The organism is Chryseobacterium sp. TQ-BC-N36 (assembly GCF_058382295.1).
The window spans coordinates 640,494-660,207 of the sequence record NZ_CM178175.1 but is presented as its reverse complement, the minus strand read 5'-3'; the positions used below and the strand labels follow the sequence as shown (position 1 = coordinate 660,207).

The following is a 19,714-nucleotide window of genomic DNA, read 5'->3' as shown; positions in this document are numbered from 1 at the left end:
CACCATAAACAGTGCTCATGATGGCTTTGGATTCAATTTACTCTTTGATAAATTTTTGTTTTACGACTGTATTATTTTTTTGAGTAACCTCAATAAAGTAAATACCAGCCGGGAAATCTCCCACGTTAATATGGTTTTTTCCTGGATTTATTTTCAATCCGGATCTGATGACACTTCCTCTTCCGTCAAAAATGGTGGCAGCTGCTTCTGACAAATCAGAATCAATGAAAAGGTCTGCTTTTACCGGATTAGGATATATTTTTACATCCTCTTTTTTAGCTTCAGCAGAAATATTTCTGGTGCTTAACGATCCGAAGTTTAAAGGAAGAACGTTGGCAGAATAAGTATTTTCTTCTGTAAGATATGCTTTGAAAGATCCTATTGCAGGTTCGCTTCCTGCAGTTACTTTATAGAAGCCTGTTACTCCGTTTTCTGTTTTCAGCACATAAGCATTCGCCGGAACTTTGATGCTCTGATAAACCCCGTTCATCTGATTCACAGTGATTGCTTTAGGTGTGGAAACATTTCCTGAGCCGTTGAAAGTAATATTTCCTGTAGCATTGATGATTACCGGAGTATTTGCAGGAATGATCCCGTTTGAAATTGCAGTACAATTGATATTACCTGCATCCGGAGACATCAGATAAGCAGTAACTCCGGAAGGTATATTAGCCTGGAATGGCAAGATCAGGACATCGTAACCATTAAATGTACGGCTGTAAGAAGCTGTATTGGCTGTGAAGTTAAACGGCACCTGAAAATCCATACCCTGACCGGAAAGGACAAGATTTGAACATGTAGTACCGGAGATCACATTATTGGCAGATGAACTTACGTTTGAATTCACATAATAAATGCTGTTAGAGTTAGCACTCATAGGCTGCCAGTTGTTGGAGGATGTAACTCCTGATGCATTTCTGAAGTCTACAGAAGTATAATAGCCGTTTTCCAGGGCATCCATCAGATAGCTATCGCTTGCTGAGTAGGTTCCTCCGAATTTAGAAGCAATTTCATTTCCTACATTGAAATAAACATCTCCCAGATTAATCGTAAGCACAGAGCTGTAATTGGAATTTCTCAATCCTAAAATTCCTTTGCATCCGTCTGTAAGCACCTGTCTTGAAATATCTAAGGTGATATCGAAGTTTCCTCCCTGCGGAAAATTAATCTTGCCGTAATTATATGATTTCGTTACGCCCTGACTGTTGATGTAATATAAAGTCGTATTGTCTGAATAGCTTTGTCCCGCTGTTGTATAGCTGTTTACATGCAGGATCAGCTTATTGTACCTGTCATTAAGCTGAAGATATCCGTTAGCCGCAGTCATATTATTACTGATAAGAGGACTTGGATTGGAGAACGTCACTGTTGTATTGCTGATATTGAATCCTGTCCCAAAAGCTGTACTGGTAACCGTTTGTGTTTCAATTTTATTATAATGAATATCTCCGCCTGTCATGAGAGAAGCAGGTCTGTCTCCGCTTTTATTAAAAACGAAAGTCATAACACTGGAGGGACTGATATCAGCAGTAGGACGGAATGTTGCCGTACTCATAGTGATAGGTGTACTCACCATATTGGATTGCGTATTGGTCAGTACTTTTGTTCCTGAAGTCGTATAAAAAGGCAGATCAACCTTCAGGCTATAAGCATTCTGAGAAGAGTTGATGACCATAAGAACCACCTGATTCCCATCCTGGGAAATATAGGAAGACCCTTGTAAAGCCCCGGTTTTATCATCCCATTTGGCTTCTATTCTCGTTTTTCCTGTTGTATATTTGGCATAATGTGAAAGGATATAGCCCCTTTTGGTCATTACACCTGCGGGAGTTCCGTAAGTTCCGTCACCCATTAAGCCATAATAGCGTTTGGCAGAATAATGAATCCACGCATTGACATTACCTAATAATGCATTGTTGACACTGCTGGCAAAGGTAAATGCATCTGTATTCCAGCTGAAGTCACGGGCAGGCTGGGTGGATGAAGAATTCCAGTTGATCAGATATTCTGTCTGCCAGATTTCTTTGTTGTAATTCTGGAACTGTTTGTAGGTAGACTGCATAAGCCCGTATTGATGCCCGCCATACACTTCAAAATTGGCCATTGCCGAAGGATCCAGCAAAGCACTGGCAAAATTATCTGTAAATCCTACACTTTCCGGGGCAATCACTTTACAATTGATAAGCTGTCCGTAATTCTTGATGAAGGTAGTAATTTGCGCAGGAGTCCAGATGCATCCCTGATACTGTGCCATTTCATCCGGTTCATTTTGAATGGAGATATAATCAAGATCTACTCCATTGTTCTGGAGATAGGTAACAAAGCTGTTAAGATAAAGCGCATAATCCTGATAATTTTCCGGCTTTAAATATCCGATCTGTTGTACTCCGTTAGCGTCAGTATAAACAGCATTGACATGGTTATTGGTTTTCCAGGCTGCGGGCATGGTCCAGGGCGAAGCAAAAATGGTAAGTCCCATAGATTTGGCGAGTTGTGCTGTAGCTAATACAGAACTCCAGTTGCTGCTGTTCTCGGGAATATACAATCTCATAATATTATACCCACCTTCACTGGAAGCTCCCCAAAGCGTCTGAATCTCTGATGTAGACATATGATTATAAGCAAACTGAGGACTGCAGACAAATCCACCGAACCCTTTTATTTTCTGATAAGATGTGTTCTTATCAATTTTTACAGTAGTAAGCTGCCCATACGCCAGACAGCTGAAAAACAAACATATAGAATGAATGCTGAGAAGATTTAAAAGTTTTTTCATAATGGTTTAGTTTTAGATAGTCGTGATTTTGATTATCAACAATTAATGTAAGGGCAATAGATTCCCCATCAAGACAGTTTATTTTCAAAACCGTCAGGAAAATACCCTGAATAGTATCAGGCAGCGATCTGCTAAATAAAGTTGCTTACAAAATCATCCGCCATTCTTTCTCTTCATTCTCTGTCAGGGAACTGTATTTCAGATTGGAATGTGAATTAAGATTAGTGTTTCATAATTAAAGTGTTGTTTGTGATGAGTATTGGTCACTCAGTGAAGCATTTCGCTTTCGGGAGCCCCAAGGTATGAAGGTTTTAAACCTCCTGTATTGATCAGGAGTTTTTCCAGAACTATGCCGGGTTCCAGCACTCTGAAACGTAACATGTGCTTTCCAGCCTGCTGAACCGAATGCTTTGTAATAGATTTAATAATATGTTCGGACTGCCATCTTCCCAATTCTCCTTTATAATGGCCGTTGAAGTTGACAATTTGCGGAGTTTCGTTGTCAAAAGAAATTTCGTAACGCAATCCTTTATTATGATTAAAATTTAAAGTCGGTGCTAATAATAACTGGACTTCAAACTCCCCTTTTGATTCAAAATTGACATCATATTCAAGCCAGATATTTTCATCGCTTTTTGGATATAAATCCTGTGGAAAAGTTGTCACACCGGATTTTGTTTTTCCGAAATCAGGAATCACTTCCCAATGGATTCGGTCAGAATTGCTCATTCTTGCAAAATTTTCTGCTTCAATGGAAACATAGCCGTTTTTCTCCTGAAATACCTTTTCTTTGGGAACCTCAGCGTCAGAAATATAGGTCACTTCAGGCATTATATTTTCTTTTCCGTCTGCCCAACTTTTATATCCTATCCTCATCTGATCCATCATATGCTTCCATTTTCCTCCGGCAATCACATTATTGTATTGATTATCCAGATAAGCGTTTCTTTCAAAACATGTCTTCACTTTATCTGCGTAGAAATTGGCTTCAGGATCTTTTTTTGCTGCCAGTTCCCTGTTTTTTGCCACCGCATAGTACATTTCGTATAAATTACTGCATGCATCAATTGGGTACAAAACCAACTGATAATACGCATCCTGATATTCTGCAGGAATCTGCTCTTTTAAACGTAAGGCGTCTACGGCCAATGCTCTGTAATCATTTAAAACCGTTTCAAATTCATGGTAATTTTCAAGGCTGTACGTTTTACTGTCAAGGGTTTCAGGAGTTACTCTTCTGTTGTATTTGGAATACAGATTAATCATCCTGGCAATTTCTTTGGCGTGTTTTTCTCCAAACTGCTGAGCAGCCCATTTCTCAGTATATTCCAAAAGGTTTTTAGCATTAAACTGCTTCGGATTCCAGGCCATTTCCAGGAAAAAACTGATCGGAAACTCCATGGGTTTTAAATCTCCTACATTCACGACCCAAAGCTTATCTACTTTATGTTCATAGGAAAGGTTCATCTGTTCCCAGACTCTCTGGATGGGGCTTATGTTGATCCATTTGGAATTTCTCGGACCTCCTACATAATCAAAATGGTAATAGATTCCATAGCCGCCTTTATGCAAAGGTTTTGAAAGGTCCGGAAGCTTTCTTACATTTCCCCAGTTATCATCACAGAACAGCAGGATCACATCATCCGGAACCCGCATTCCTTTATCATAATAGTCCTGAACTTCTTTATACAATGCCCAGACCTGAGGTGTTTTCTCCGATTTCTTTCCGGTAACATCTGCGATGATTTTACGCTGATCTTTTACAATTTTCTCGAGCAGGGCAATATTGGTTCCCTCTCCCATTGCTTCGTCACCATCACCCCGCATTCCTACTGTTACGAGTTTTTCCCAGTTTTTGCTTCTCTCGAGTCCGGATTTCCAGAATTTCTGTAAAACTTCCGCATTTTTAGCATAATCCCAGACATTAGGGAGGTTATTTTTTTTGATATACCTGTGCCAGTCGGTTTGTGCCAAAGCCATAGGCTCATGGTGGGAAGTTCCCATGACAATACCCATTTCATTGGCTAACGGTCCGCTCAGAGGATCATCGTCATAGAATGCCTTCCCCCACATTGCCGGCCAGATATAGTTTCCTTTAAGGCGCAGAATCAGTTCAAAAACTTTTTCGTAAAATTTAGAATTAACTCCGCCAAAAGTTGCTCTTGCCCAGCCTCCCAATGAAGGTTCTTCATCGTTAAGGAAAATACCGCGATACTCTACAGCAGGCTCACCATCAGTATATATTCCTTTTTTAAAGTATACATTATCTTTTTTCTCAACCGGAACGTCAGCCCAATAATACCATGGTGAAACACCTATCTGCTGAGACATTTCATAAATCCCGAAAATCGTTCCCCTTTTATCACTTCCTGCAATCACAATGGCTTCAGAAACGCCTGGAAATGGATTACTGACATTCTGAATGATATATTTTTCCCTTTTCCCTGTTAATGCTTTTCCATCCAGCTTTTTTTGACGAATTAAATTATCAATGGTCTTGCTTTTACCTGCTTCACCAATAATGATGATCATTCCGTTCAAGCCAGAGTTTTGGGAAATAAGATGAGGCTGAACACCGGTTACTTTTTGAAAATCAGATTGAAGGTTCGCAACGGCCCGCAGAATTCCTTTATCCGAATCACTGTCTGAAAAAAGCATCAAACCTGAATTGCGCTCTTTCAATACCATCGAATTTTCTGTCTTAGCAAAAGAAATAAATGGTTCGGTTGCTTTTACAAAAAATATAAACAACAACGTAAGAAACAGCGAAATGTTTTTTGTAAAATTCATACTATATCTTTTTGATTTTAATTTTTAAATAAGTTCAGATCCACAAATTCTCCCATTCTCCTGTAGCCCGCTTCATTGGGGTGAAGGAAATCATGATCGTGCATATCGTTTAAGATGACTTCAGGATTTTCACTTTGCATTTGTTTTGCAAAATCGATGACGGCATCAAACTTCCCGCTGTTCCTGATCCAGTCGTTTACTTTTTTCCAGGCCTCGATACGGAAAGGTTTGTCGTAGAACGACTTTGCAAAAGGAAGAATCGTTGCTCCATACACTTTGATTCCGTTAGCATGTGCCTTATCAATCATCACCTGGTAAGCAGCAATCAGTTCTTCTGTTCTTTTGGAAGCGTCATCAGGATCTCTTGTTCCTCCCAGATCATTCACTCCTTCCAGAATGATCAGCCATTTTACGCCCTGCTGATTGAGGATGTTATAATCGAAACGGTCTAATGCTGTAGGACCCAAACCACCACGCACTACACAATTCCCACCAATCCCGAAATTAAGGACACTTATATTCCTGTTAGAAGGATTAGCCAATAACCGCTGAGAAAAAATATCCGGCCAGCGATTCTGTCTGTTGGTTCCCGATCCTCTTCCATCTGTAATGGAATTCCCCATAATAGCCACCGCATACGAAGGTTCACCGGTCTTTACATCGATGTTAAAAAGCGAATACCAATGATCTGTTTTTACAGGATTTTTAAATACTGCAGCATTGGCCTGCTCACCTTTAACAATAAAAGAGGTTGTTCTTGACCCCGGATGTCCGGTGACAGATTGGGTTACTTTTGTATAGGAAATTGTAATAGCCAGTAACGAATTAGGCTTCAGGTTAAAGTTCACTTCATCAGAATAAATATCGGATCCGGGAGCAATTTTAAAACTATTTTTCTTCTCAAACGTTAATGATCTGATGCTGGTTGCATCCACATTACTGCTATCGGACGGCACGGCAATAGAAACGGCTTTTACCTCCAGGCTATCCATGGAATATTTGTTGGAGAAACGTAGCCGCAGTTTTTTCCCACCCACAGATACACGCACAATCTGACGCAGGGTGTTCCCCGAAAGCCCTGGTTCCGGCGCAAGGTTTTTAGGTTCCACCAATTGGGGAGCTGTTGCCCAGGTAGTGAGCCACTGGTCTTTGGAAGACTGCTTTTCCAGACTCTGTGAGGAAGAGCAGGAAACCAAAAATCCCGAAATGATAAAGATATATAAGTTTTTGAAGCGCATTTTTCCTGTTTTATTATATTAATCTCTAATTTCTTATTACAAATCCTCCGTTCGGCTGAATTTCAATTGTAAAGTCGCCTTTTGCATTTACTTTCGCTTCTTTCTCTGATGTATTTCCTTTTGCATCATCATTGATAAGTTGCAAGTTTTTCCCGGCGAACATCGGAAGTTTTATTTTCAGTTTTTGGGATTGCTTTTCGGCATTTACCCCTGCCACATACCATCGATCCGCATGTCTTCTCGCAACCACGGCATATTTCCCGGGATAGCCGTCTATGAAAACTGTCTCATCCCAAAGTGTCGGAACTTCTTTCATGAAGCTGAGCTGAAATTCCGGAGCATCGGTCAGGTTATTTGGCATTACACCAAACATCTGAACGGGATTCTGAAACAGGACTGCTGTAGCCAGCTGAAAGCCATCTGTGGTATGCCTTTTATTTTTGTCTCTGTTGGATTCTGTTAAATATTTATTGAGGAAAGTACCTCCGAATTCCATACTTCCCACTGTGTTTCTGATGAAAGGATGAAGTGTGGCAAAAAAAGCTTCCTGTTTCCGTACATCTTCTGAGAAATAAAGCATTTCCGAAGCAAGAACAGCTTCGCTTCCTGCATAATTCGGGTACATCACTTCCCAGCCTCTCGGGACAGTGGCTCCATGGAAAATAATGGTTAATCCAAAATCATTGGCGTCGGAAAGAATATCTTCGTACAGACGCATGGTTTCCTGTTTGTCTCCTCCGAAGAAATCCACTTTCAGTCCTTTTACGCCTGTCTCTTTCAGCCATTTCATTTCTTTTTTCCGTTCAATGGATGAGCTCATTTTGTTTCTCGGTCCCATCGGTGCGTCATTGGCTGCCCCATTGGAATTGTACCAAAGTAATACTCCCACGTTTTTCGATTTTGCATATTGAATAAGCTCTTTCATGCGATCTTCACCTATATTTTTATCCCAAAGCGCATCTATAAGAATAAACTGATATTTCAACGCAGCAGCAAGGTCTATGAATTTCACCTGATCATCATAATTCATACTTTTGTCCTGCCAAAGAATCCAGCTCCAGGTAGATTTTCCGAACTGATAATCCTGTGAAGGCTCATACATCGGATCTACGACATCAAAAGGAATGGTAGTTTCTACGATAGGTTTCAGAGAACTTCCCACTGTAATTGTTCTCCACGGTGTCTTTCCGGGAAGAGAAATAGCTGCTCCGGTACTTCCGAAACCATTGTTTTCCGCGATATTTGGATAGGCTACTTTGTAAAGGCTTTTTTCTGCTGTGGTTTCAAGGTGTGAAGCACAATATGTACTGTTCACTCCAGTCTCGGAAAGTAATACCCAGCCTTCATTTCCGATATGGAAAAGACCAGGGAAAACGTATCCATAATCGGATGATATTCCCAGTTCAGCATCAGCTTTATAGCCACTTTCATAACTTGGCGCTGTACGGGCAAATCCCGTCATCGGCTTCATCATAGGTGAAAGAAAAGTAGTAGTCTGTGACGAAAATCTGTACCCTGTGGATTCTGACTGTATCACAACACTCAGCCGTTCTTTCATCGGTGGAATATTGTAGCGGAAAGCAATATTGTTGTTGCTCACCTGAAATTCAATGCCTATCTGATGCTGGTCTGCATTACTGAAGTTAACGAATAAATTATTGGCCTTATAATCAATCTCAGATTTTTTGATTTTTTCGTTCGTATATTTCTTAGAAACAATATCCTTTTTGCTGTCCATAAATTTCAGATCTTTTGAAAAATCGGACTCATTGGTTACCAGGCCCAGCGGGGATTTTTCAAGCATTGCTTTTCCCAGAAGGATAACATTATACGATGCTTTTCCCTCTTCTGAAAAAACCTGAAGCTTCAGATGCCCGTCCGGACTTGAAATCTCTGCTACCTGTGCAAAACCTTTGCTGATCAGAAACAGGCTGAATACGATATATAAAACTTTTTTTCTCATAATTAATTATTTTCAAGAAAGGTCCAGTAATCGAAATACATAATATCTGTTGAGGCTTTTCCATTGAATACAAAGTACAGATCATGAATACCGGTAATTTTTTCAGTAAGCTGAACTTTTACGGTTTCCCAACGGTCATCTCCACCCGTCAGCGGAACCTTTACCGTTGCGGCAACGGGGCCGTTCACAGCATCCAGATGAACGGTCATTGTGACGTCACTGTTATGGGTCGTTCCTACTCTTGCAGAGAAGGCAGCAGCTCCTTTTTTCCGGAAATCTACATTCTTTACACTGCTATAAGCCCCATTTTTCTTTGCTTTGATGAAAACACCAGCCTCTTTATTCTGATAGGATTTTACATTTTCCGACCAGGCAATCATTTCTGCCTGATTGAATGAATAAGGATTAACGGTTGCGATAGCTTTTGTAATTCCGTTGGTCATTTTAAATGGTGAGATGGAACCGTCTTTATTGAATGTAAGCTCTTCCAGACTTACCGATCTTGTAAAACCGCTTCCGCCCGGTAATGCACCATTGTGATAAAAGAAATACGTTTTCCCCCGGAAATCAATAACACCGGGATGATTGGTGAATGACTTCCCTTCAGTAGGCATTACAATTCCTCCATATTTCCAGGGTCCCTGTGCTGTTTTCCCTGTAGAATATCCTATGAATTCAGGAAGCGGACCACCCGGCCAGAAAAGATAATACAGGTTTTTCCTTTTGTACAGCCACGGGCCTTCCTCGTATTTTGTGGGTCTTTCCGGATTAGGCTTTCCATCCCTTTTTCCAAATGATTCTTCGGTCATCGGAACTTCTGTAATATTTCCGGAATAGGAGATCATATCTTCATTCAGCTTTACGTATTTTAATTTAGGATTTCCCCAATACATATGAGCCTGTCCGTCATCATCCACAAAAACGGTGGGATCAATATCTCCCCATTCGCTCTGAACAAGAGGTTTTCCCAGCGGATCATGAAAAGGTCCAAACGGACTGTCGCTAACGGCAACCCCTATAGCGCCTTTGTTATTGGTTTTGGACCACATCGGAACGTATAAAAAAAACTTTCCGTTTCTTTCTACACATTGTGCGGCCCAGGCATCGCGTTTTGCCCAGTCGAAATCTTTATACGAGAGAATTGTTCCGTGATCTGTCCAGTTGACCATATCATTGGTGGAATACACTTTCCAGTCGTTCATGGTAAACCAGGTAGAATCATCCTCATCGTGTGTGGTGTACACGTACAGTCTGTCATTGTACACCATGGGTGCCGGGTCTGCAGTATAATTGGTCTGAATAATAGGGTTCTGAGAAAATAATATTCCCGAATATCCTGTTAAACAGAGATTAAGTATTGCCTTTATTGTTTTTTTCATATTTAACTTTTATTTGAGCACTAAGGCTGCTATTGCCTGTAGGAGCTAAATGGTTGAATTATTAAGGTTTTCGAAATTTGGTTTCTCATATTGTTATAGCCATTTTAACCACCCCGTCAAAAAATCTTCGATTTTTTGACACCCCTCCAAAGGAGGGGAATTTTTATCTTATTTTTTCTGAAAGCTCCAGTAATCGAAATTAAATAACTTTCTTCCTGCCGTAATATTTTTCCCCTGGAACACAAAGTATACATCATGAACACCGGAAACAGATTCTGAAATTTTTGAGGTCAGGGTTTTGAACTCTTCCCAACCACCGGTTCTCGGAATTTCAATCTCGGCTATTTTCGGCCCTTTAACATCATCCAGATGAACTTCCAGAATTCCACCATCAATTCCTGCGGCAACGGAAGCTGAAAATCCTGAAGTTCCCTTTTCAAAATCTACCGAACGGACCCTGATATACCCTCCTGCTCTGGCATCGGAGACATACACTCCGGTTTTTCTGTTTTCGGAAGTGCTGCATTTTTCCGACCATGCCATAGTTTCGGCTTCGGTTCTCTGATATGGATTTAAGGTTCCAGCCGGAGCAACACCTTCTTTGGTCATGGTGATCTTCGGAATAGTCCCGTCAGCATTATATCTGAATTCTTCTACAGCAGTTGAGCGTCCGTAGCTTCCTCCGGCCGACAATAGTCCGGTATGGTAAAACAGGTAGGACTTTCCTTTGAAATCGATAATTCCGCCATGGTTGGTAAAGCTGTTAGTAGGCTGGTCGGTCATTATTTTCCCCTGATATTTCCACGGCCCGGTTGGCGATGGGCTGGTTGAATAGGATAAACATTCTGTTCTTCCGGTCATTCCGGCATACATCATATAATATTGATTGTTTCGCTTGTAAAGCCATGGTCCTTCTACATATACATCATCAAATTTTTCCTGCTTTTGCAGAACCTCATCACTTTTCCCGGGACGTCTCAGCCCGCCGAAAGCTTCCACCGATTGTGGAATTTCTGTGATTTTCCCCTGATAGGAAGTCATATCTTTATTGAGCTTCACATAAAATAATTTACTGTTTCCCCAATACAGATAAGCCTGTCCGTCATCATCTATAAAAACTGTCGGGTCAATATTATCCCAGGTTCCGGTTGAAATCAGAGGTTTTCCCAAAGCATCTCTGAAAGGCCTGGTAGGACTGTCAGACACCGCAACCCCAATAGCCATATTGTTGTCAACGGTCTGTACACAGATATACCAGTAGAATTTACCGTTTCTTTCAATACACTGTGCTGCCCAGGCTCTGTCCCGCGCCCAGCTGAAAGACTCTAAAGAAATAGGCGAACCATGGTCTGTATAATTGACCATATCTTCCGTGGAATACACCCGCCATTTGGTCATCGTATAAAAATCAAATCCCGGCTGATCATCCCCTGTATAAATATACATTTTCCCCTTATAGACCATGGGAGCAGGATCTGGTGTAAAACAGGTCTGAATAACCGGATTCTGCGCAGAAATACCAATCCCTGCCAACAGAAAAGAAAGTGTGATATATTTTAAGTTTCGTTGATTCATATCTTAATCTTATTTATTTGAGTGAAATGAATTTATAATAGGCAACACCATGTGCCGGAATGTCCAATGAAAGACCTTTTTTGTCCGTATTGATTTCTGCAATATCCTTCTGTCTCCAAAGGTCACGAACCGTCTGAACACCTGAAATCCCTAATTTTTTGAAATCTTTATAGGGTAGCGTCACTTTTTCTCTTCCGAAATTGGCAAAAGCCACAGCTTTGCTTCCGTCCTCCAAATCTTTGACATAAATTCTGAGCTCACCAATGGTCTGCAAACAAACACCCTGTTTTCCCAAAGTATCCTGATTGACGGCAATAACCTCATCATTCGTCAGAAGGTTTAAAGTGAAATCATCCAGTTTCTCAAGGTCACAGCCAATCAGCAACGGGGCTGAAAAAATACTCCACAGACTCATATGAAGATACTGTTCATCAGGCTTCAACCGGCTCTGATGTGGATTTCCCCAGCCGACAACGCCAACAACCAGCATATCCGGATCGTTCCAGTTTCCGGGTTTCGCAAAAGGAGCTGCCTTGTCCTGAGCAAGGGCAATATTCTTTACGCTTGACCAGGTATCTGTAATATCGTTGGTGGTACGCCAGGATTGTGCACTGACCTCATCACCCCACTTCCATACATCACCCATTCCGTATTGGCAGAGGTTATACACGATGTCTCTCGGCTGCTGTTTCAAAAGACTTCCCATCAGTTTGAATGGTTTCACGCCTTTATCCGGATCCCCACCACCTTCAAAAGCAAGAGAAGGAACTTTATTGGGATCATTATCCAGCAGCCCGTCAATCACTCCGCCATAACTGCACCAGTCATATTTCAGGTAATCAACGCCCCATTTGGTATAGCTTTCAGCATCCTGTTTTTCGTAACCGTAGCTTCCGGCACATCCGCCACAGGTCCATGGACCGGGGGAAGAATAAATTCCCATTTTCAGGCCATTGTTATGCATGTAGTCTGCAAGGCCTTTCATATCAGGAAATTTGGAATTGGTCAGGATATAACCGTTTTCATCACGCATTTTTCCCTGGAATGAAGGGTCTTTTCCATCTCTGTTATACTGCCAGGAATCATCGATATTGATATAATTCCATCCGTGATTGATTAGTCCCGACTTTATAAGGGCATCTGCTGCACGTTTTACTTTATCAGCAGAAACTTCATGTCCGAAGCAGTTCCAGCTATTCCAGCCCATTGTAGGTGTGAGAGCGATTCTGTCTCCGCTTTCTATTTTTAATTTTTTTGAAACTGAACCTTTCGCATTTTTAGCATTCAAAGTCACTTCATAACTTCCTTTAGAATCTATTTTTCCAGTGATGATTCCGGTCTGTGAATCTATTGTTAAACCTTTCGGAAGATTTTTTGCCTTAAAAGTCATTGGTCTGTCACCCGTTGCTGCAACCCTGAACAAAAAAGGTGAGCCAGGACGAACTCCGTAAATGCCTGCTGAATTAATTTTTGGAGTTGCCGCAGGTTTTGGCGTCAAAATATAAGGTACTGACGAAATCGGGTTAAATGTTGTCAGTTTTGCGCCGACTGCTGTTTCAAACTTAGCATCTGCCCAATCGGCGTGGTCATAATAAGGTCCGTTTCCACCGTCTGTTACGACTAATTCTAATTGTTTTATACCTTCCAGCGAAACGGAAACAGGCTTTGCTTTATCACCTAATTTCATGACCCCGCTTGACCAAAGTTTTTTGTTGTCACCGTAAATTTCAAATTCGGCAGCGGGATTCTGGCCTTTGATTTCATCATCTATTCCTACTAAGGCTGAGAATTTTTTGACATTCCCGTTTAATCTAATCAACAAAGAACTTTCAGCGTGGGTTCCAAAGCCCCTTTTGAAAACTTCGCCTGCAATGGTTATAGGTTTTCCGTCCACCGAAGTATTGATGCCCGGTTTTCCGTGCCCCTGTGTTACAACGCTCAAATCCAACTGGTCTAACCAAACGGTTGACTGCGCATTTAAACAGTATCCGGCAATTAAAAAACTGAAAATAAAGAGTTTAAATCTGAACATTTTTTAAATTGTAACTGATATATTAATTATAACTCATAACAAATGACTTAAGTTTTGGCTAAAGCCACCCATATTTCTTTCTTTATAAAATGGGCTAAAGCCCATTCCTGTTGATATTCCTGAATTCAGCTTTAATTTTCATTAAATTTCCACCAATCGAAATAGAAAAGGTCTTTTTCTCCCTTAAAAACAAAATATAAATCATGGATTCCCTTTACACTTTTCAGAGGTGTATTAATAGTCTTATATAAGTCGCCCTCACCTTTTCCTGTAACGTTAACAACGCCAAGCACAGGTCCATTAAGAGCATCTGAATGTACTTCTATTTTTCCTCCATAGAGAGATGCAACATTCACATCTAAAGATTTTACGCCTTTGGAAAAATCTACTCCCTGGATTTTAATATAATCACCATTGTTAATTGAGGTAACGATGATACGGTCTGTGATTTTTTTGCCTCTGTTATAGGGTTGATTGCGTTCCCATTCTGTGACCATTTCTGTTTTAAGGCCTTCGCTGTAAGCCATAGTTTCTGCTTCAACTTTTTTATAAGGATTCAGAGTACCCACTCTTTTTGCGCCATCCGCAGTCCAGAAAGGAAGCTTCTGAATGGTTCCATCTGCATTGTAGGTAATTTCTGTAACACTGACAGACCGGCGTTCGTAATGCTTGCTCATGGTCTGCATCCTAAGCATATGGTTGAATCCAAAAACATAAGATCTGCCTTTGAAATCTATAATACCGGAATGATTTCCGCTGGATCTCTGGTCGCCATCCATAATCACGCCTCCATAATTCCAGGGTCCTGTAGGTGATTTTGCCATAGCATAACCAATCCCTTCCGGGCAACATTTTGATGCGTAAGCCATATAATAACGGTTATCTTTTTTCCAAACCCAAGGTCCTTCCTGATACTTGAAAGGATCTGGCTGGTCTTTCACCTTCGCAAACGAAGGGTCTTTGGTGATTGGTCCGGCAAGAGATATCATATCTTCATTCAGTTTAGCATACCAAAGATTCGGATTTCCCCAGTACAGATAAGCCTGCCCGTCGTCATCAATTAAAACTGTGGGATCGATATCATCCAGAGAATTTTTGATCAAAGGCTTGCCAATAGGATCGGTGAAAGGACCATACGGACTGTCCGCCACTAAAATACCAATCCCCATATTGTTCGGCATTGGACAATACATATAGAATTTACCGTTTCTTTCGACAACCTGTGGTGCCCAGGCACCGTTGTCGGTATTTACCCATTTAAAATCTTTGAGCGAAGCCACTACACCGTGGTCTGTCCAGTTGACCATATCTGTAGAAGTGTATAATAACCAGTCTTTCATTTTGAATCCGAAAGCATCGTCCTCATCATGGCTCGTATAAAGATAAACCGTATCCTTATAAACCATCGGGGCCGGGTCTGCAGTATACTTGGTTTGGATAATCGGATTTTGAGCGAAAGAAATCTGGAAAAATCCCAATGCTAATATCAAACTTAAATTTTTCATACTCCTATATTTTAAGTTTATTTAAAATGGATATCTGTTTTTCCCCCGGAATAATCCACTGTTTTCTGCTGACCATCAGGAAGAATCAGGTTGAAACTCCTTGTCTCAATCATTCCTTTGTATTTGCCTTTCCGGTCACCTATCGTTAGTGTTTTTGATTTTTCGTTCCAGTGAAAAGGTATTTCTGCATAGAATCCTTTTTCGTAATTATAGTTATCGAATTCATCTTCGTATACAATGAAATCGGTATCGCTGCCCGGATAAACTTTTATGGTAAGATGATCCCATTTTTTCTCCGTTGCATATTGTACATCGGGGCCTAACGGAATGATACTTCCTGCTTTTACATACAAAGGAATAGTCTGAAGATTAACAGATTTCTGAATTTCTTTCCCTCCACTGTATTTTTCATTGGTCCAGAAATCAAACCAATCTGTTCCTTCCGGAAGGTAAACTTTCACGCTTTTGTTTTGAGTAAAATCTATATTTGAAACCGAAGTATCCTTATTGCTGTCGGTTTTATTCCAGCCTTCATTTTCATCGGTTTTAACTGTCTTTTCAGGAGTATACTGGGCATTGAGAACCGGCGCCACCAGCAATGATTTTCCAAAAAGATATTCGTTATTCATATCCCACGTTTTTCTGTCTGAAGGAAAGTCCATGGAAAGGGCTCTCATAAAGCTTGACCCGTTTTTTGAAACATCATGGGAAACAGAATAGATATACGGTAACATACTGTAACGCAGTCTGATGAATTTTTCTATCGCATCATACACAATGTCTCCTTTATTTCCAAACTGATAAATTTCCCTCGCAACATCGGTTCCATGCGAGCGCATCATTGGTGTAAAGGTTACATACTGCAACCATCGGACATACAGTTCCTGGAACATTGGATTTTTTGAACCTCCATTTCTTTTGTAAGTACCAGCAAAGAAACCGCCGATGTCAGAGTTGAAATTCGGATTTCCTGTAAGACTGAAATTCAATCCTGCCGGTACCTGTTTGCGCAATGTTTCCCAGGAAGAATTGACATCTCCGGACCAGGTGTTGGCTGCATATCGCTGCTGGCCTGCAAAAGCTGACCTTGTTAAAATAAAAACCCTTTTATCACCGGTGGTTTCACGCTGATGATCGTAAACACCGCCTACTGTCATCAGCGGATATGCGTTTCTTACTTTTCTGAATGAGCCAAGGTAGGTTTTAGTATCCAGGTCTTCCGCTTTCTGGCTGAGATGATCAGGTTCTGTTGAGTCCATCCACCAGGAATCTACTCCCAGGCTGAAAATGCCTTTGTTCAGGTATTTCCAGTATATATTTCTGGCTTCAGGATTGTACGCATCATAAACACGGACACCGGAAGGATAATTCATATCCGGAGGCCAGACATCACGGCCTGATTCAGGCCATGTACTGATATTGAAAAGCATTCCCTTTGAATCCATTTCACGGTATTGCCTTGTCATTGGCCCGAATGACGACCAGATAGAAACCGAAAGATGGGCATTCATATCATGGATCTCCTGTACCATTTTTTTAGCATCCGGAAAGTCGGGACTAATGAAGTCCATGGCATTCCACTGGTAATTATTTCCCCAATATTGCCAATCCTGTATGATTCCGTCCAGAGGAACTTTCAGATCACGGTATTTTTTAACAACGTTCACCAGTTCATCCTGGCTTTTATAACGTTCTTTGCTTTGCCAGTAGCCATATGTCCATAAAGGAAGCATCGGCACATTTCCTGTAAGATCACGCATTCCGGCAATTACTCCATCGGCATTTTTTCCGTAGATAAAATAATAATCTATACCATCTCCCACTTCTGATGAAAAGGATGTTTTCTGAGGTGTATCCGTAAATTGTGTTGGTGAATAATTATCCCAAAAAACACCATATCCTTTTACAGACTGGAAAAAAGGCACAAAATCCCAGGTATTATTCTGAATCATTTTTACATCGGTATTCCGCTGGGACATTTTTTCATTTTGCAGAATTCCCAGACCGTAAATAGGTTCGTCTTTTTCAAGCTGAAAATCCTGTCTTACAGAATAAGTCTGCGTTCCGGCATCATTGAATGGCTTGAAGTCATTTGCGGTTTCTTTCAAAAGCTCCTTTCCGGATGGTAATGTATAAGTGATCACTCCATTTTTAGTATTAATAGAAAGCAGGAGGTCATTTGTTTTTAATGAAATAACATTATTTTTTTCTGAAACTGAGAATTTGATTTTCTGCTCCTGTTTAATGACCGACAAACTATTTTTGACAAATAATCTGCCTGCGGGATATTTAATAATCCTAACCGTATTTTCTCCATAAAATTTCACTTCAACATTCATATGATCAGCAGAAAACTTCAATCCAGATTCTGTTTTCTGATAAGACTGTGCACGGACATTTACCATTCCGCAAAACATGATGACCGTAATGATAGAAGTTTTGGTGTTCATCTTTGTAAAGCTCATTCTATTTCAGATTTGAAAACATTATTTAAAAAGTACCTGGGCAAACTGATGCAGACTATTTCTCCAAACCGGCCATGTGTGGCCTCCAGGATAATCTGTGTACGTATACTTAATTCCGGTTTTATCCAGTTCTTTCAGCATTTTCTGACCGTTTTCATAAGCAATATCATCTTTTCCACCCATTGAAATCCAGAAATTTCTGATACTGGATGAAAAAGCAGATCTATTTTCATTTAAAAATTGGTACTGTTTATCGGCAACATCCTGAAGCATCGGCAACATGTATCCTGAGCTGAAAACTCCCAGACCGGAAAACATATCTGAATTCTGAATTCCGGCATACAGCGTATAAATTCCACCCATGGAAAGTCCTGCCAATGCACGGTTTTCTTTACCTTTTTTTATCCTGTAACTGGATTCTGCAAATGGAATGATGGATTCTTTCAGCTCTTTTTCAAACATCTGAAGATTGCGCTCTCCAAAGTTCCGGATTCCGCCCTGTCCGATATTGGCGTCCGGCATAATGATGACCATTTTTTTTGCCTTTCCTTCTGCAATCAGATTGTCCAGAATCAGATTGGTCTTGCCCTGGTTCGCCCAGCCGCTTTCATCTTCACCTCCGCCATGTAAAATATACAGTGCAGGATAAGATTCAGCAGGATTCTGGTCGTAACCCGGTGGCGTGTAAATAAAAATTCTTCTCCAGGAATTGGTGACTTTGGAATAGAAATTTTTAATACGGATATCTCCATGAGGGACGTCTTTTAACGCATAGAAATCATCTCCTTCGAAAGGAATATCTATTCCACTGGCATACCTTCCCATTCCGTAGAATGTTTCGCTGGACGGATCTGCAACCGCAACCCCATCAATCAGCAGGGAATAATAATGGAAGCTTCCGCTTTGCGGATCAGTTGTACCTGTCCAGAAGCCATCAGCATCCTTTTTCAGGTCATATTTTTTCCCTAAATCGATCTGAACTTTTTGCGCTTCCGGTGCCTTCACTTTGAACATCACCCTTCCGTCGGGAAGGATCTGAGGATACTGGGCATTTCTGATATTGGTTGCTGCAGGAGTTCCCAAAACGGTAAATCCTTCAAACTTGGTTTTATCAACAGGCTTAAACAACAGCTGTGAAAAGATATATAAATCATTTTTCCAAACCTTAAAATCATGGCCGCCTGGTTCTATATAAAAAATATGGGGGATTTTATTTTTTCTCAGATAATCACTGGTTCTCTTGCTGAAAGGCATCAGCCCGTCTGCATCGCCACAGGAAATAAAAATCAGCTTCAGTTTTAACGCATCCTGTGGATTGGGTAAAAGCTTATTGGGCTCTTTTGTATTGGGTGCAGAAGAAAATGCACCCAGCCAGGCAAACTTATCAATGTTTCCGAAAGCAAAATTCTGTGTCTGTCCGCCTCCCATTGACAGTCCTGCCAAAGCACGGTTTTCACGGTCTTTTTTAACCGGATATTTTTTCTCTACAAACGGAATCAGATCATTCAGTAAATCTTTTTCAAAAGTTGCAAAAGCTTCAACTTTATCCGGAGCCATTATATTTCCCGTCGCCCTGTCATCCTTCATCGCACGGCCATTGGGAAGTACAACAATCATCGGCTGCAGTTTTCCCTGTGCATAAAGATTATCCAGAATAATATTGGGTTTTCCCTGGTTGAACCACTCTTTTTCATCCCCGCCAATTCCGTGAAGAAGATAAAGAACGGGATATTTTTCACTTTTTTTGAATCCTGGCGGTGTGTAAATCAAAGCTCTTCTTGTTGTTCCAACGGTTTTCGATTGGTATTGAATCGTGTCAATTTTCCCGTGGGAAACAGCAGCATTTTCCACATCGAAACCCTGCGGCGCCTGCTGATCAAGAGTTTGCGCGGAAACAAATATTCCCGACAAAACAAGTCCTAAAGCCAATATAACTGATTTATTCATGATTTTTATTTGTATTTTTCACACTTATTATTTCAGATAAAAAA

10 protein-coding genes are annotated in these 19,714 nt (G+C 40.8%); all 10 read right to left on the bottom strand.

Annotation, left to right across the window (positions count from 1 at the left end):
- Window positions 1-37: 37 nt before the first annotated feature.
- Window positions 38-2,776: a T9SS type A sorting domain-containing protein gene (locus AC3FI7_RS02805; RefSeq protein ID WP_491461337.1), complete on the bottom strand. Its 2,739-nt coding sequence runs from the start codon at window positions 2,774-2,776 to the stop codon at window positions 38-40.
- A 267-nt stretch (window positions 2,777-3,043) separates the two neighbouring features.
- Window positions 3,044-5,566, bottom strand: coding sequence for a glycosyl hydrolase 115 family protein (locus tag AC3FI7_RS02800; RefSeq protein ID WP_491461336.1), 2,523 nt, complete (start codon window positions 5,564-5,566; stop codon window positions 3,044-3,046).
- A 17-nt stretch (window positions 5,567-5,583) separates the two neighbouring features.
- The gene (locus AC3FI7_RS02795; RefSeq protein WP_491461335.1) at window positions 5,584-6,804 is read right to left on the bottom strand and encodes an SGNH/GDSL hydrolase family protein; all 1,221 of its coding nucleotides are present in this window, start codon (window positions 6,802-6,804) and stop codon (window positions 5,584-5,586) included.
- A gap of 25 nt (window positions 6,805-6,829) precedes the next feature.
- Entirely contained in the window at window positions 6,830-8,767 is a 1,938-nt protein-coding gene (locus AC3FI7_RS02790) for a glycoside hydrolase family 97 protein (protein WP_491461334.1), read from the bottom strand.
- A gap of 2 nt (window positions 8,768-8,769) precedes the next feature.
- Window positions 8,770-10,146 carry a glycoside hydrolase family 43 protein gene (locus AC3FI7_RS02785; RefSeq protein ID WP_343658288.1) on the bottom strand — a complete coding sequence of 459 codons (1,377 nt, stop codon included), beginning with the start codon at window positions 10,144-10,146 and terminating at the stop codon, window positions 8,770-8,772.
- Window positions 10,147-10,314: 168 nt separating this feature from the next.
- Window positions 10,315-11,721 carry a glycoside hydrolase family 43 protein gene (locus AC3FI7_RS02780; protein WP_491461333.1) on the bottom strand — a complete coding sequence of 469 codons (1,407 nt, stop codon included), beginning with the start codon at window positions 11,719-11,721 and terminating at the stop codon, window positions 10,315-10,317.
- A gap of 13 nt (window positions 11,722-11,734) precedes the next feature.
- Complete coding sequence (locus AC3FI7_RS02775; protein ID WP_491461332.1) at window positions 11,735-13,753, bottom strand: NPCBM/NEW2 domain-containing protein; 2,019 nt, start codon at window positions 13,751-13,753, stop codon at window positions 11,735-11,737.
- Between the two features lie 131 nt (window positions 13,754-13,884).
- Window positions 13,885-15,258 carry a glycoside hydrolase family 43 protein gene (locus AC3FI7_RS02770; RefSeq protein WP_491461331.1) on the bottom strand — a complete coding sequence of 458 codons (1,374 nt, stop codon included), beginning with the start codon at window positions 15,256-15,258 and terminating at the stop codon, window positions 13,885-13,887.
- A 17-nt stretch (window positions 15,259-15,275) separates the two neighbouring features.
- Window positions 15,276-17,723 carry a glycoside hydrolase family 31 protein gene (locus AC3FI7_RS02765; RefSeq protein ID WP_491461330.1) on the bottom strand — a complete coding sequence of 816 codons (2,448 nt, stop codon included), beginning with the start codon at window positions 17,721-17,723 and terminating at the stop codon, window positions 15,276-15,278.
- A 21-nt stretch (window positions 17,724-17,744) separates the two neighbouring features.
- Window positions 17,745-19,670, bottom strand: coding sequence for an alpha/beta hydrolase-fold protein (locus tag AC3FI7_RS02760; RefSeq protein ID WP_491461329.1), 1,926 nt, complete (start codon window positions 19,668-19,670; stop codon window positions 17,745-17,747).
- Window positions 19,671-19,714 lie beyond the last annotated feature (44 nt).

Bases quoted from the DNA above. Each gene is read 5' to 3' on its own strand.
- AC3FI7_RS02790 (WP_491461334.1), bottom strand. From the start codon at position 8,767: ATGAGAAAAAAAGTTTTATATATCGTATTCAGCCTGTTTCTGATCAGC.
- AC3FI7_RS02795 (WP_491461335.1), bottom strand. From the start codon at position 6,804: ATGCGCTTCAAAAACTTATATATCTTTATCATTTCGGGATTTTTGGTT.
- AC3FI7_RS02805 (WP_491461337.1), bottom strand. From the start codon at position 2,776: ATGAAAAAACTTTTAAATCTTCTCAGCATTCATTCTATATGTTTGTTT.
- AC3FI7_RS02785 (WP_343658288.1), bottom strand. From the start codon at position 10,146: ATGAAAAAAACAATAAAGGCAATACTTAATCTCTGTTTAACAGGATAT.
- AC3FI7_RS02765 (WP_491461330.1), bottom strand. From the start codon at position 17,723: ATGAGCTTTACAAAGATGAACACCAAAACTTCTATCATTACGGTCATC.
- AC3FI7_RS02770 (WP_491461331.1), bottom strand. From the start codon at position 15,258: ATGAAAAATTTAAGTTTGATATTAGCATTGGGATTTTTCCAGATTTCT.
- AC3FI7_RS02760 (WP_491461329.1), bottom strand. From the start codon at position 19,670: ATGAATAAATCAGTTATATTGGCTTTAGGACTTGTTTTGTCGGGAATA.
- AC3FI7_RS02775 (WP_491461332.1), bottom strand. From the start codon at position 13,753: ATGTTCAGATTTAAACTCTTTATTTTCAGTTTTTTAATTGCCGGATAC.
- AC3FI7_RS02780 (WP_491461333.1), bottom strand. From the start codon at position 11,721: ATGAATCAACGAAACTTAAAATATATCACACTTTCTTTTCTGTTGGCA.
- AC3FI7_RS02800 (WP_491461336.1), bottom strand. From the start codon at position 5,566: ATGAATTTTACAAAAAACATTTCGCTGTTTCTTACGTTGTTGTTTATA.